Annotated in this window: 15 protein-coding genes and 1 pseudogene; 6 read left to right on the top strand and 10 right to left on the bottom strand. The window is 61.2% G+C overall.

Annotated features, from left to right (window positions below; genetic code table 11):
• Positions 1-154: 154 nt before the first annotated feature.
• From BSZ14_RS19770 to BSZ14_RS20120, 7 genes and pseudogenes are all read right to left on the bottom strand, one after another.
• Positions 155-379 (bottom strand): hypothetical protein, encoded by a 225-nt coding sequence (locus tag BSZ14_RS19770; RefSeq protein ID WP_158069229.1) that lies wholly within the window; start codon positions 377-379, stop codon positions 155-157.
• Positions 380-598: 219 nt separating this feature from the next.
• A complete protein-coding gene (locus tag BSZ14_RS17610) occupies positions 599-1,066 on the bottom strand; it encodes a hypothetical protein (RefSeq protein ID WP_158069230.1) in 468 nt (155 codons plus the stop codon).
• Between the two features lie 94 nt (positions 1,067-1,160).
• Complete coding sequence (locus tag BSZ14_RS17615) at positions 1,161-1,559, bottom strand: VOC family protein (RefSeq protein WP_076711903.1); 399 nt, start codon at positions 1,557-1,559, stop codon at positions 1,161-1,163.
• 210 nt (positions 1,560-1,769) lie between these two features.
• Positions 1,770-2,321 (bottom strand): fasciclin domain-containing protein, encoded by a 552-nt coding sequence (locus tag BSZ14_RS17620; RefSeq protein WP_076711904.1) that lies wholly within the window; start codon positions 2,319-2,321, stop codon positions 1,770-1,772.
• An 82-nt stretch (positions 2,322-2,403) separates the two neighbouring features.
• On the bottom strand, positions 2,404-3,075 hold the full coding sequence (locus BSZ14_RS17625; protein ID WP_076711905.1) for an anti-sigma factor: 672 nt from the start codon (positions 3,073-3,075) through the stop codon (positions 2,404-2,406).
• Positions 3,065-3,703, bottom strand: coding sequence for a sigma-70 family RNA polymerase sigma factor (locus tag BSZ14_RS17630; protein ID WP_241823820.1), 639 nt, complete (start codon positions 3,701-3,703; stop codon positions 3,065-3,067). Before BSZ14_RS17630 ends, BSZ14_RS17625 begins: the two co-directional genes overlap by 11 nt.
• A 176-nt stretch (positions 3,704-3,879) precedes the next feature.
• Positions 3,880-5,115 (bottom strand): annotated as a pseudogene (locus tag BSZ14_RS20120) (DUF2254 domain-containing protein).
• A 161-nt stretch (positions 5,116-5,276) separates the two neighbouring features.
• On the opposite strand from BSZ14_RS20120, the gene BSZ14_RS17640 reads away from it, so the two are divergent.
• Positions 5,277-6,113 (top strand): YihY/virulence factor BrkB family protein, encoded by an 837-nt coding sequence (locus BSZ14_RS17640; protein WP_158069232.1) that lies wholly within the window; start codon positions 5,277-5,279, stop codon positions 6,111-6,113.
• On the top strand, positions 6,110-7,123 hold the full coding sequence (locus tag BSZ14_RS17645; protein WP_076711907.1) for an AI-2E family transporter: 1,014 nt from the start codon (positions 6,110-6,112) through the stop codon (positions 7,121-7,123). The genes BSZ14_RS17640 and BSZ14_RS17645 overlap by 4 nt, the downstream gene beginning before the upstream one ends.
• Before the next feature lie 142 nt (positions 7,124-7,265).
• Here BSZ14_RS17645 and BSZ14_RS17650 read toward each other — a convergent pair whose 3' ends face one another.
• Together BSZ14_RS17650 and BSZ14_RS17655 are read right to left on the bottom strand one after the other, a co-directional pair.
• A complete protein-coding gene (locus BSZ14_RS17650) occupies positions 7,266-8,249 on the bottom strand; it encodes an amidohydrolase family protein (protein ID WP_076711914.1) in 984 nt (327 codons plus the stop codon).
• A 111-nt stretch (positions 8,250-8,360) separates the two neighbouring features.
• Entirely contained in the window at positions 8,361-9,263 is a 903-nt protein-coding gene (locus tag BSZ14_RS17655; protein ID WP_076711908.1) for an SDR family oxidoreductase, read from the bottom strand.
• A 96-nt stretch (positions 9,264-9,359) separates the two neighbouring features.
• On the opposite strand from BSZ14_RS17655, the gene BSZ14_RS17660 reads away from it, so the two are divergent.
• The 4 genes from BSZ14_RS17660 to BSZ14_RS17675 all read left to right on the top strand — a co-directional run bounded on the left by BSZ14_RS17660 (position 9,360) and on the right by BSZ14_RS17675 (position 12,369).
• Entirely contained in the window at positions 9,360-10,196 is an 837-nt protein-coding gene (locus BSZ14_RS17660; RefSeq protein WP_076711909.1) for a helix-turn-helix transcriptional regulator, read from the top strand.
• A gap of 399 nt (positions 10,197-10,595) precedes the next feature.
• Positions 10,596-11,255, top strand: a complete 660-nt coding sequence (locus tag BSZ14_RS17665) for a phosphatase PAP2 family protein (protein WP_158069233.1) — start codon at positions 10,596-10,598, stop codon at positions 11,253-11,255.
• 95 nt (positions 11,256-11,350) lie between these two features.
• Positions 11,351-11,887 carry a hypothetical protein gene (locus BSZ14_RS17670; protein ID WP_076711911.1) on the top strand — a complete coding sequence of 179 codons (537 nt, stop codon included), beginning with the start codon at positions 11,351-11,353 and terminating at the stop codon, positions 11,885-11,887.
• Entirely contained in the window at positions 11,887-12,369 is a 483-nt protein-coding gene (locus tag BSZ14_RS17675; RefSeq protein ID WP_076711912.1) for a DUF421 domain-containing protein, read from the top strand. The genes BSZ14_RS17670 and BSZ14_RS17675 overlap by 1 nt, the downstream gene beginning before the upstream one ends.
• 799 nt (positions 12,370-13,168) lie before the next feature.
• Here the strand turns inward: BSZ14_RS17675 and BSZ14_RS17685 are convergent.
• Positions 13,169-13,285 (bottom strand): transposase domain-containing protein (locus tag BSZ14_RS17685; RefSeq protein ID WP_139330359.1); only part of this gene is annotated, 117 nt, incomplete at its 5' end.

Raw genomic sequence — 13,285 nt, forward strand, 5'->3', positions numbered from 1 at the left:
ATTGCCAGGGTCGCGGGCGACTGGCCTGCCAGTCGGTGGGACGAACTCATGCCCTGGAACTGGATGCCCCCGGCAGATCAGCCGACCGCACAAGCTGCGTAATCTGCGGCCTCCACGCCGCGCTTACGGCTCGAACGCCCATAATGGCGCGGAGCTAACGCGCCAGTTCCCGAGGCTGGGACGGCAGCTTTCTCCAGAACCGGTAACTCGGCGAATTCGGATGAATGACCGGATCTGGTCGATGGCGGCCGCCCTGCCCTTCCGTCACGACGACCCATAACCGGTCATTCGGAAGAATGCGGCAGTCCCCCGAAAGCGAACGCTTGTTAATCATCGCCTGATAACTGCCGATGTTACCAAGCAGGTCGCGCAACGTCACCAAGGGGAGGATCACACCAACTTCAGCCCCGTTATGAGTTATAGAGCCTTGGGAAGCACGTCATTATTAACGGTAGCGATCAGCGAACGTGATAGCGCTACGATCCCGTTATCGACGGTGTGGTGGTGGACCGTTGCCAGTCCGACGGCAGCCACGAGCGAAGCAAGAATTATGAAGTCAATGATCGACAAATCGACATCGGATTCAAAGACCTAGGAATCAGTATTCGATACTGCCCGTCGACAGTGCAGTTTTGTAAAAGCAGTCTGTTTCTGTTTTGACGCGATCGCTTAATCGGGCAAGGATCGAATTCGCAGCATCAGAAAACCCCGGCACATCGTTGGCGATACGGCTTTCGGTCCAGTGATCCACGAAACCACTCCAATCGACCTTCAGCTGCAGAAGAGCGGCCTCACCCTCGATCCAAGTCTCTCGCCATGTATCGGGTAATATTTCAAGGCGTGTATTCTGAATGACATCAGACTCTTCACGCAGATGCTTGCGTATGACGACGGCCAGAGCATCGAGCTGTATTGAGATGTCGTGGGGGGATGCGACCTCATCCTTCAAATCGTCCAGCAGGGCCGATATGCTCGACTCAATGTGAATATGGTCGTCGACCAGCCGAGCAAATCCCACGCGCTGCGAATTCGAATATCGCTTAGAAAACATCGGGCATGTTTCCATGTGTCATCGTGATTTCCTTGCCTAGGGGAAAGGAATATCTGCTGGGACATGGGCTTGCCGCCGCCATTCGTGGCAAGCCCAATGCCCTATCGGGTCACCCTGGAAAATGAATGCCGCAAAGCTTGTTGCCGTCCGGATCGCGGACATAGGCCAGTTCGATCGTTCCCATGGATGCCGTATGACGAGGACCGGGTGGCGCTTCGATCGACGTACCCCCGGCTGCCACGGCGACGTCGTGGAATTTCTTGACCTGCTCGGGCGAGTCGCACTGGAAGGCGACCGTGGCACCGTTCGAAACGGTCGCCGGTTCATCATTGATCGGCTGCGTGACGATGAAGGCGGTTCCGCTCTCACCCCGATAGATCAAGCGCGTGTGGCCGCTATCGGCCACGTTCCGCATCGGCTCCCCAATGCCGAGCGTTCCCAGCACAGTGTCGTAAAAGCGCTTCGACCGTTCAATGTCGTTCGAACCAATCATCGTGTGAAACAGCACTTATCGTCTCCTACCGGGGTGTCAGTGGCCTGCGGCAAAATGTTGGCGCAGGCGCGCAAAGTCGACCAGCGCATTAACCCGCGCCGTCATTTAAGCGCATAAGCAATGAGGGCTTATTCGCGCCTCCAAGTCAACGTGACAGATTACCCCTCCGTCGCGTGGATGGAGCGACTACCTGCCGCCCCATCCCATGTCATGATCCGCCGCCGTTTATGGCATCATCACCGTGTCGATAACATGCACGACGCCATTCGACTGCATGACATCGGCGGTGGTGATGCGGCCGGTATCGCCCTTGCTGTCCATGATGGCCCAGCCGCCCATCGCCTTCTTGAACATGATCGGCTCGCCCTGAACGGTGGTGTAGGTCGCCGTCCCGCCATTGGCCTTTGCCTTGGCGGCAATGTCCCGGGCGGTGATCCGGCCGGGTAGGACGTGATAGGTGAGGATCGACGTCAACTTATCCTTGTTCTCAGGCTGCACCAATGTGTCGACGGTGCCAGCGGGCAGTTTTGCAAACGCTGCATTGGTCGGCGCGAACACGGTGAACGGGCCTGGGCCAGAAAGCGTGTCGACGAGGCCGGCCGCCTTTACCGCGGCGACCAAGGTCGTATGGTCCTTCGACTGCGAGGCGTTCTCCACGATCGTCTTGGTGGGGTACATAGCCGCACCGCCGATCATCGGGTTGCGCGGGGCAGCACCGGCGGCAGCGCCGACAGTGAGCGCGACAGCCATCATCACACCACGGATCATCAGGGTCATCACATCTCTCCAGCCGCATGAAGCGCGGCTTTCGGATTACGTCGCCAACAGCCCGTTGGACGCAGCTTCGCAACGCGACCCCTTAAATTTCGGCAAGCTTACCCGCAGCCACCACCGGCCCCGTCGGTGTCGACTTGGGCGATCCCCCTAGCGGCTCGATGGATATCGCCAATGTAGTCCCGGGAATGACCGCGACCTGCGGAGCGATCTTCAGGGGGACCCCGCCTTCATGACGGAGCAGACCTGCTGCGTGGGGAACCCCATCGCCCCCGATCGCCCATAGCTGTGCATCCTGCCCGCTCTTCACGGAGGGCGCGTCGCGCAGCTTCAACGTGCGAGTCGCTGGATCAAAAAATACCGTGATCGGCGCGGCACGCTCGGGTGTGAGGACCGCAAAGAGCAAGGGAGCGGGTTTGGCGACCTGCGGTACAACCGCTGGCGTGTCGGGACGGGTTACTACGACCGTCAGCAGGATCGCAGCCGCCAAGCTGGAAATACCCGCAATCGCTCGCCAGGGTGCCGTACGGTGATTGTCGTTGTCGCCCACCGCCAGGATCCTGCGTTCCAGATCGGCGCTTGGCGCGATCGGCTCGACCTCGAGATACAAGGCAGCCAGATGCCGCCGCCACCGTGCGACGTCCCGCGCAAAGGCGGGATCGTCCAGTATCCGGCGCATCGCAACAGTGCGCTCGTGGCTATCGAGGACCCCAAGCGCCAGTTCGGCGGCAGTCAGATCGGTCTCGTCAGAGGTCATCGTCGAGACACTCCTTGAGCCGTTCGAGGCCGCGCCGGATCCGGCTCTTCATGGTGCTCGTCGGAACCCCGCGGACATCGGCGAGCCCGGCATAGGTAATGCCTTCGAAAAAGGCCGTCCGGATGGCGTCGCGCTGCGTTTCGCTGAGGCGATCCATGCAGCCATGAAGTTTGCGCTCCTCCTCGTCCAGCAGCATACTTTCTAGTGCCAGGCGCTCCAAAGCGGCGGGTTCGGCGACATTATCCAGCGGCGCGGTCGGGCGCCGACCCAGTGCGCGGTGATAATCGATGGCGCGGTTGCGGGCTATTGTGGCCAGCCAGGCGAATGGACTGGTCTGCCCCGGCTCATAGGCACCGGCCCGCCGCCAGATGATAGCGTAGACCTCTTGCAGAACGTCCTCCGCCGCTTGCCGCTCGCGACATATACGAAGACAGATGCCGAAAAGCTTCGCGGACGTGAGGGCATAAAGTTGGCGAAAGGCGGCACGGTCCTCACGCCCTGTGGCGACCAGGGCTTTGACAAGCTCCTGCCGAGCGTCAGGTTGGTTCATTGTCACCGCTGACGGGATACCGAAGCGCTCATCGGCACGCAACGGGGTGGATCCGAGTATGGTCATCTGCGACGCCATTCGCCTTTGTGCTGACGCCCGTCGACGCCAAACAAAAACGCCGCTCATCTCAACCGGTCGGGCAGCAGGGTGACCCAAGACCAGCCATTAGACACGTGCCGATCGTGTCCAGGTTTCTGCCGTTCGTTCACATTGGCGCGTGCTGATCCCCTTTTCCGTGACTGCTCCCTCAGTGCTCAATTTTCTAACGCGGCCAACGTCCTGGCGATGGCGGCCTTATCGCGCATGTCCCGCTCGACATTCTGTTCAAGTTCGCCAGCCAATGTTTGCGTGACCTCTCGCGCGTCGGGAAACGCCTCGCCCAGGGCGGCCAGCACCTTGAAGGTACGTATCGCGACCTCCTCCTCACCCGAGCCCTCTCGGATGATCGGCGCGAAGCCAGCTCGAACCAGGTCTTCTACCGACGGGCGCTGTACATATACTGGCGGCAGATCACCGTCCAAGGCCACCTCTTTCGCAGGCAATTCGTTCAGGGTGCGAAAGATCGCATTGAGAACCTCTATTGCAGTACCGGGATCGTTGGTGGCGGGGGCAAGCGCCCGCCCTGCGATCTCTCCCAATGCGATGAGGCCAAGCCGGGGATCATGATCGAAATCGCGGTGCCGCTCGATCATGAAGGCCTGCGCCAATTCGCAATCCTGTTCGTCCTCATCGCGCCCGACCACATGAAGGAGCGGCCGTCCCGTATGCACCAATGTGCCTGGAATGGCCGCTACATGAATAACCATGCCGGAGCGCCGTGCCAGCGCTGCAAGGCGGTCAAAGTCGATATGCGTCACTTAGCCGATCTTGTCGGACAGGACCGGTCGTGCGTCGATCGGGATCGGTATCGCCGGTCTTCCCCCGCCATGGGGATTTTTGGCAAAAGCCATCATCGCCGAGCGCGCCGCGTCCTCCACCCGGTCGATCACGTCCGACATCCGGCCGAAGGCCGCGAGATGGGCGATCCAGCGTAACAAGGTCACGACTACCAGCGCCACGAGGAGTACGGTGGCGATAAGCCACAAGACCCGCCCCTGCCCACCATAAAGCCTTGTCTGCAGCCCGATGATGCCGACGATCGCGAAGATGAACGCGCCAAGGAACGTCGAGAGCGCATTTTGCGACATGCGATCGGAGATCAGCAACTGGGTCGCACGTGGGGTCGCCAATTGGGTGGCCGACGAATAGGCGCTGACCATCGCCGTCAGCGAGAAGGTGGTGACGGCCAGCATCGACGAGGCGATGATCTCCAGCACTGTGCCGACCGCATCCTGCCCGATGTCGCCGGTGAAGTGATACGGCACCGCACGCGCGACGATCCCGGCAAAGGCGGCTACGACGACGCTAGCGGCGCTGATGAGCGCGGCCCGGAACCAGATCTTTCGAGAGACACGTCGTACGAGCCAGCTGATGCGAGCTTTGGAGATCACCGGGCCGTTCCGTCCTTTTTGCAATCGATAGGACCTAAATCGAAGACGATCGTTATGGGTCCGTCACCCGGACACGGGCATCCAGATCGATTGAGGCACGGGGGCATGACGTGGGGGTGAACGGAGCGATCAGCAGCCGTCAGCGGGCGGACTCCTCGAATGTGCTGCGCTGGACGGTTCTGTCGTGGCGGACGGTGCGCAGCGGCATGCGCGACGACTTCGGCATCGCGGCCAGTTCGATCGCCTTCGCTGCTTTCCTCGCGCTGATCCCGCTGATCGGCCTGATCGCTGGCGCTTACGGCTTCTTCGTCCCCGCCGAGACGGTGGCGCGCAATCTGTCGAAATTGACCGCGGTTATGCCGGTGGATGCGCGACCGATCGTGTCCAGGGGCCTGCACAACGCGCTGGCGCCCGACCGGGCGTCGGTCGCGGCGTTCCTCCTCTCGATCGGCATCGCTTTGTTCAGTGCGCGACGCGCCGGACGGTCGCTGCTTCACGGCATCAACCTCGCTTATCGAATCGAAAGGGAGCGCCAAGGCCTGCGTCGGCAGCTCGTGTCGACTGCGCTGGTGCTCTGCTGCGCAGCGCTCGTGTTGACCGCCTTGGTGTCGTTGTCCGTGCTGGCGTTCCTTCAAAACTATGTGCCCGATGGCCTTCCGGGTGCGCGTCTCGCCTCCACGGTCACGCTCTTCGGCGCGCTGACGCTGGGTGCCGGCGCAGGGCTGATCCTGATCTATCGTTATGCCCCTGCAGCGGAGCAGAGGATCCCGTGGCGCCACGTCTTGCCGGGCACGATCGCCGGCGTGACGATGTGGCTCGTCGCGACGACCCTGTTCCGTACCTATGTCGCGCATGTTGCGCGGTTCGACGACACTTACGGTTCGCTTGCCGCCGTGGTGTGGCTGATGGTCTCCGCATGGGCGCTGCTACTCGGCGCGCGGCTCAACGCCGAGGCGATGGCCGCCTCCGGTATCAGCATCGAGGAACGACGCGAATGACCCAGGAACCGGTGCAGGACCGCTACCGAAATCGGATGCTGACGATCATCGCCGCGATTCTGCTGATCGGAGCGCTGCGGGCGGGCTTCGCCGTCATCATGCCAATCGCCTTCGCCGCGATCATCGTCGCCGCCTTGTGGCCGCTCAAGCGCTGGCTTGCGCGCTATATGCCGTCGTGGATCGCCTACACGCTGACGCTCCTTTCGCTGATCGCCGTCCTCGTCGCCTTCGCTGCGGCAGTCTATCTGTCGATCGGGCAGGTGATCGGGGCAATGTCGGCGCAGTGGGCAGGGCTCGAAAAAGTCTACACGCGGCTCGCGGCCTGGGCCGCCGATCGGGGTGTGCCGATCGCAGGTACGATCAATCGTCAGCGCATCACAGGGGCGCTACAGATGCTGGCAAGCGGCGCCTATGCCTTTGTGACCTATGTCGGGTTCATCGGCATCGTCGTGATGCTCGGCCTGCCCGAGGTACCTCGGCTGCGTCGTCGACTGTACGAGATGTGCGAAGGCGGCGCACGGCGCGATATGCTCGAAGTGAGCGAGGAGATTTCAGGTCAGGTCCGCCGTTATCTCGGCACGACCCTTGCCACCAGCATCCTGACCGGCGTCGCCTCCGCCCTATGGTCGTGGATGACCGGGCTGGAACTCGCCCTGGTTTGGGGTATTCTCAATTTCCTACTCAACTTCGTGCCGGTGATCGGCAATATCGTCGGCATCGTGCCGCCTGTGCTGTTCGCCTTCGTGCAGTTCGGTGGGTGGCAGATGCCAGCCCTGGTCTTCGTCGGCTTCGTCATCCTGCAGATGACGATCAGCAACGTGGTCTATCCGCTCCTCCAGGGTAAGCAACTGTCGCTGTCACCACTGGCGATCATCATTGCGATGACATTCTGGAGCTGGGTCTGGGGCATTGCCGGTGCCCTGATCGCCGTGCCGCTTACCGCCGCGATAGTCATCATCTGCGGCCAGTTCGATCGCAGCCGATGGATCGCGAAACTGCTGTCGGCTTAAATCAAACGATCGGTCTGGGTGACCGAACGACCCACTTATGGACATTCGGAGCGAGCGCGTTACTTTCCTAAAGCGGCCGTTCATTAATCGAGTAATCGGGGACCGCGATCTTACGATTGGCGCTCATAGGGTCGAGCCTAGGCTACTTTAGCCCTGTCAGACGCTCCCAATTTGCGAAGGCGAAACCACGGCGCGCTGTGTCGTCCAAGTCGATGGTTTCGAGGAAGCGACGTGGCTCGCCGCCCGGTCGATACTGGTATGGGAAGTCGGTCGAGAACAGTAGACGATCCGGGCCAACGATCTCCAGGCACTGCCGCATGTAGGCTTCGCTCCACATGCCGCTGCCGGTGACGTAAAGGTTGCTGCGCGCGTATTCATACAGCGATCGCTCAAGCTCAAGAGCCCGGCCCATCACAGCTGAGGTTCGCTCAAGGTAGAACAGCACCACCTCGCCCCAATGACCAAGGATGATCTGCAACGTCGGCAGCTCGTCGAAGACACCCGCCGCAGCCAGTCTTACCCATTCCAGGCCTGCCTCATAGTGCCAGCCAAGACCAAAGGCGGCGAGGGCGAGATCCGCCCTCTCGCTGATCCCGGAGTAATTGGACGCGCGCATCTCCGGTGCCGGCGTTTGGGGATGGATGAATAGAGGAACGCCTAGTTCTGCAGCCGTCGCCAGCATTGGCCGCAGAGTGATATGGTCAAGGTGACGATCGCGTGTGCGGCCGCACAGCAGCGCGCCCTTCAGCCCTAGCTCTTTCACGGCGCGCTCCAACTCGCGGGCGGCGGCATCTGGATCGGATGTCGGTAGAGCTGCGAAACCCTGGAAGCGCGTGGGATGACGCGCGCACGCATCGGCAATCAGATCATTGACGCGCCAAGCGCACTCGACCGCCGGTCCAGGCCCGAGATTATGTAGACCCGGCGTGGTAAGGGACAGTACTTGGACGTCGACACCCTGCTCGTCCATCAGCGCCAGGCGCCCCTCACCGAGGTCTGCCAGACGCTCACCCGTCACGCCCCCGTCAGCGATGGCAGATACAGGGTCATGTGGGGGCGGCGCTGACGCCCAGGCGTCACGAACCGTGCGTGGCAGGACATGTTCTTCGATGGCGATCAGGCGCATGGACATCTCGCATATGGTTTAAGGGTAACCATCAAATCCGCTGCCGGGTTTCCTGATACAGCTCGCCGGCTCGACGACGATCCAATCAGCCAGTGAGCAACAGAAGACAAATCATGCCGCGTTGATCGCTGAATAGTCCATCGCGGCAAGGTCGGTGATGAGATCGGGGCCAGTCGGCTCCCACCCGAGCCTCGCCCGTGTCCAGGCATTCGACGCCGTCATGTCTAGGCTTGCGAAGGGGGTCATCCACCCGAAATACTGCTCGGCTTCACCCGCCGCGACCGAGCGCACCGGTAGCCCGCTGCCCTTTCCGATCGCCTCGGCGATGGCGCGCGCGGTGACGCCCTCCTCCGTTGAGGCATGGTAACGGGCACCCGGCTCGCCTTTTTCCAGCGCCAGGACATAGAGCTTCGCCACGTCGCTGACGTGCGCAGCAGACCAGCGCGCCTGCCCCTCACCGGCATATGCCACCGCTCCCGCCCGGCGCGCTTCGGCGATCAGCGGCGTGATCAGTCCGGCCATGGTGGTGTCGTGCACTTGGGGCAGCCGGATGGTGCGCACGTCGATGCGTCGCGCCGTCAGTGCCGCGCCTGCGAGTTCCGTCGCAATGCGCGGGTTGGCGTGGCGTGGGTTGAGCACGTCTTCCGTCGCCGCCCCGCCATTCAGCGGCGTGCCGATGCCGACCCCCGAGGTGATCAGGATCGGCTTTCCCGTTCCCTCCAGCGCCTCTCCCATGGCCGCGATGTTGCGCTCGTCCTTCTTGGTGTTCTCGACGAAGTTCGCGAAATCATGATCGAACGCGCAGTGGATCACCGCATCGGCTGCCGCTACGCCACGCGCGAGCGTCTCGGGCCTGTCGAGATCACCGCGATGGACGTCGACGCCGGCCGCTTCAAGTTGACGCGCGCCTGCGTCGGATCGCGTGAGACCAAGCACCTGATGGCCGCGGCTGAGTAGTTCGGGAATGATATGCGAACCGATGAAGCCGGTCGCGCCGGTCAGGAACACCCGCATGAGCTATCTCCTTATTATCGGAGCGGTGTATCGCTGTTCGCGGCCCCCTGTTAAAGTAGTGAGCTTATCGTGGTATAAGCTGCAACAGGATCGGTGATGGCCAGCGAAGCGCCCAACCAGCTCGGCACCTATCTGCGTGATCGCCGCACCCGTCTCGATCCAGCGGCATTCGGGTTTGGCGGTGGTCGCCGACGCACACCTGGGTTGCGTCGTGAGGAAGTGGCGAGCCGGGCCAATATCAGTCCGACATGGTACACCTGGCTGGAGCAAGGGCGCGGCGGTGCGCCGTCGGCAGACGTTCTCGAACGAATCGCCAAGGGCCTGATGCTGACCGAGCCGGAACGCGAGCATCTGTACATGCTAGGCTTGGGTCGCCTTCCCGAGGCCCGCTATCAGTCGGTCGACGGCATCACCCCCCGGCTGCAACGCGTGCTTGACGGGATGGTGCTGAGCCCGGCGATCATCAAGACGGCGATGTGGGATGTCGTTGGCTGGAACCGCGCGGCAACGGTGCTCCTGACCGACTATTCCAAGCTGCCGCGCGAAGATCGTAACATCCTCCGCCTGATGTTCGGCAGCAACCATGTCCGCAGCCGGAACGAAGATTGGGAAAGCATCGCCCGCTTCGTCGTGGGCGCCTTTCGCGCGGACATAGCGCGGGTAAATGCAAGCACCAGCGCCGAGGTCACGAAGCTCGTAGCGGACCTCAGCGCTGTCAGCCCCGAGTTCAATGCACTGTGGCAGGACAACGACGTGATCGCTCATGGCGAAGGGGTGAAGCGAATCCGTCACCCCAATGCGGGACTGCTCGCGATGGATTATTCATCGTTCGCTGTGGAAGGCCGGCCCGAGTTGGGAATGATCATCTATAATCCGGCCACGCCGAAAGATGCTGAAAAGCTGCGCAATCTACTGGACGGACATGACGAATAATCCGTAGATTACAATTCCAAGGCGACGACGACCCACTTCCGGTCATTCGCGATCTCTATTTGACTTCCCGCCTTCTGCCACTCATTCCTGTTCGCGACCGAGGAGCTAATAGGCCGCTGCCTCGCCCCCTGTCCTACCAGCTGTCTCGAAAAGGGTCATGGAATGAGAAAGCCCGGGCCGAAAAGTCTGGGGCGGGCCGATGCGATCATCGGCAGGGGGATAGATACATTTTACAGAATCATCGGCGCTATACCGCCTAAGGCAAAAGGCATTCAATAAAACAGTGCATTCTTACATAGCCTGACGGAGCCAACGGATTGATCCATCTGTTGAACGGCTATGAATGGGGCACGCAAACCTACCGCTGTCGAACAGGCCGACCATAAAATCACCTCAGAAGTGAACGACAAGCGCGATAGCTGGCCAGTGCGGCTGGTTGGCGCCGCCAGCGAGATCGGTGATCAGCCACAAATGCGGATGATATGCGCCGCCACGGTCGCAGATGGCATCGCTCGACGGGATCTTCACCTTACCAGCACGGGCTTTAGAATGTTGGCGGCTCACACGCTTGCCACCTGGGCCAAGAGCGGGATCAAAGCCGTGATCAACCGCAGGCGTCCGAAAGACGGCGATGATCCACGGATTCGGGAAGGTGATAGCGACCGTCACGAAGAGAATTCGTTTCCATCCGGCCACAGCGCCGGCGCGGTCGCAGTCGGCGAGGCGATCGCGCGAGCGTATCCCGGTCATGCGGTCGCTGCCCGTGGTGCAGCACTATCAATATCCGTTGTACAGGTGCCGCGCGGAACGCATTATGCTGGTGATGTCCTGGCCGGGATTGCCATTGGCCTAATCGCTGAACGCATGAGTGACGCGGCGATCGATTTAGCGGTGCGATGGGCTAGCCGTGCGCTTGCAGCGCCGCAGCGTGCGACCGGTGACGGCGCGACGCCGGTCATCCGTCTTACAATGGAGCTATCGTCGCCTCGGCTTCAGCAAGATGGCAAGGACGTGGGATCATCCCAGCCGCGCCTTATTGACCTGAGTTTATTGCATTAACTCACCCATGAGGGCCTTATGACTCATGATTGGATGGACCCGAGGACCGAATAATATGACGTTGTGCCTACAGGTCTGCGAGACAGGATGGCTCGATGACGCAGCTGGGTAACACCGACCTGCCTGACGGCATCGCGGAGCGCCATGTCGTACCCGTGCGAGGGCTCCGCGCGCACGCCAGTCTGCTCGCATTCATCGTGCTAGGCACGGCTATGGCCGTCGCGGCGAGTGGACTGCTCGGCGGTGCACCTGCGCCCGTGACGTCTGTCTCTGCTCCCGCCGCATCATTGGAGCTGAAGATTGCCCGTCCGCTACGCAGCGGCTTATTTTTCGAGACCCACATCCGGGTCACCGCCCGACAAGCCATTACCAAGCCAGTAATCGGGGTGGACGCATCCCTATGGCGCGATCTGACCATCAACAGCCAGGTCCCAGCCCCCGCCAACGAAAGCTTCAAGGACGGACAGTATCGCTTTGAATACGGCCCACTGAAAGCGGGGGAGACGTTGGAGGTCAAAATAGACGGCCAGACAAATCCACCATTGATCGGGCGTGTTTCAGGAAACGTCACGCTTCTGGATGACGACACCCCCCTGACCAACGCCCATGTCACCATCCCGGTCCTGCCATAATGGACATCGTCCTACGGGCTTCCGTCACATTCGCGGCGCTTTACCTGTTGCTGCGGTTGCTGGGGAAACGCGAGATCGGCCAGCTGACGCCATTCGAATTGGTGGTCATCGTGGTGATGGGCGACCTGGTCCAGCAAGGCGTCACGCACAACGACTTCAGCCTCACCGGATCGATCCTGGCGATCGCCACGTTCGCCTTCTGGGCCTTGGTAATGAGCTGGGCGACCTATCTCTCGCCCAGGCTGGAAACGCTCTTGGACGGTCGGCCGCAGGTCATCATTCGGGATGGCGAACTGATCGAGGCGAATCTTCGCCGCGACCGTATCACGCGCACAGAGGTCGAAGCCGAGATGCGCCTAGCGGGCATCGCCCACATGAGTCAGGTCGCCTGGGCTATCTTGGAGACGCAGGGCAAGATCAGTTTCATCCGCAAAGATAGTGGGGAGGTGAAGCCTGACGACGACAACGCTGCTACTGCCTAACGCGATGCACGCCGTCACGACGGCGGCAACCGCAAGTCGGGTAATTCGTTCGGCCGGGGTGTAGGAGAAGACCGATCGCCCATGCCAGCAATGTCGTCTATTGCGACGGACCAAACAGCCCCCACGCTTTCGATATCATCCCGCTTCAGCCGCGAAATGGGACCCTGGATGCGAAATGCCCGATTTGCCGAGGGTATGGGCAATGGAACACAGAGATCGATCTTGTCAGCTTCCGGTGCAAGCGGGCAATCTGCAATTATTGCCACGGGGCGGGGTGGATAGAAACCGGCAACGACCCGGTAGGGCATGCCGACATCACCATGTCGCCAGAAGGTTATCCGCAGTGGGTGATCGCATATGAGCCACACCAAGAACCGGATCGGCCAATCTCCGATCCGGCAGGTCCGCTATCGCCTAACTAAATCGATCGCCAGGCTGTCAAAGGGGGCTCCCGGGGCGGACGACGAGACGTATCGACGCATGGTCAACTTCTTACAGTAAAGGGTAAATCAGAGCCTTAAAACCGTACCGCCTAGATGGCATTACGAGCGTGCCCAAGTCTTGGTGGAAGTAGAACGTCCAGATCTGGGCCTAAGCGGCCGCCCTTCCCTTCTGTCGCACAGACCCATAACCAGACGTTGATAGCGCTCCGAATGCTTCCCATCATCCGCCATTCGTTCAAGTGCAAATTTAGCCAGGCGCTGGCGGAGGCACCGCTGACTTGTTGAGCTGCCTTTGGCCTATAACACTCCCTGACGCGGTATTACTGGCGAGCGGCATCAAATCAAGGTAAGCGCTGTTAACGCACCACGCGGGCGGCGTATGCCCATGGCATGAGGTCGCCGAGTGCATTGATGCGGTGGCCGCCCGCAAGGCGCTTGAGAGTGTCGGTCAGCCAGGCCTGTGGGTCGACGCG

Source organism: Sphingomonas sp. Sph1(2015), assembly GCF_001970915.1.
Lineage (GTDB): Bacteria > Pseudomonadota > Alphaproteobacteria > Sphingomonadales > Sphingomonadaceae > Sphingomonas > Sphingomonas parapaucimobilis.

Excerpts from the sequence above, each read along its gene's own strand:
- BSZ14_RS17660 (WP_076711909.1), top strand. The coding sequence starts at position 9,360 with ATGGCCAGCGAAGCGCCCAACCAGCTCGGCACCTATCTGCGTGATCGC.
- BSZ14_RS17670 (WP_076711911.1), top strand. The coding sequence starts at position 11,351 with ATGACGCAGCTGGGTAACACCGACCTGCCTGACGGCATCGCGGAGCGC.
- BSZ14_RS17650 (WP_076711914.1), bottom strand. The coding sequence starts at position 8,249 with ATGCGCCTGATCGCCATCGAAGAACATGTCCTGCCACGCACGGTTCGT.
- BSZ14_RS17655 (WP_076711908.1), bottom strand. The coding sequence starts at position 9,263 with ATGCGGGTGTTCCTGACCGGCGCGACCGGCTTCATCGGTTCGCATATC.
- BSZ14_RS17625 (WP_076711905.1), bottom strand. The coding sequence starts at position 3,075 with ATGACCTCTGACGAGACCGATCTGACTGCCGCCGAACTGGCGCTTGGG.
- BSZ14_RS17620 (WP_076711904.1), bottom strand. The coding sequence starts at position 2,321 with ATGACCCTGATGATCCGTGGTGTGATGATGGCTGTCGCGCTCACTGTC.
- BSZ14_RS17630 (WP_241823820.1), bottom strand. The coding sequence starts at position 3,703 with ATGGCGTCGCAGATGACCATACTCGGATCCACCCCGTTGCGTGCCGAT.
- BSZ14_RS17675 (WP_076711912.1), top strand. The coding sequence starts at position 11,887 with ATGGACATCGTCCTACGGGCTTCCGTCACATTCGCGGCGCTTTACCTG.
- BSZ14_RS17610 (WP_158069230.1), bottom strand. The coding sequence starts at position 1,066 with ATGGAAACATGCCCGATGTTTTCTAAGCGATATTCGAATTCGCAGCGC.
- BSZ14_RS17645 (WP_076711907.1), top strand. The coding sequence starts at position 6,110 with ATGACCCAGGAACCGGTGCAGGACCGCTACCGAAATCGGATGCTGACG.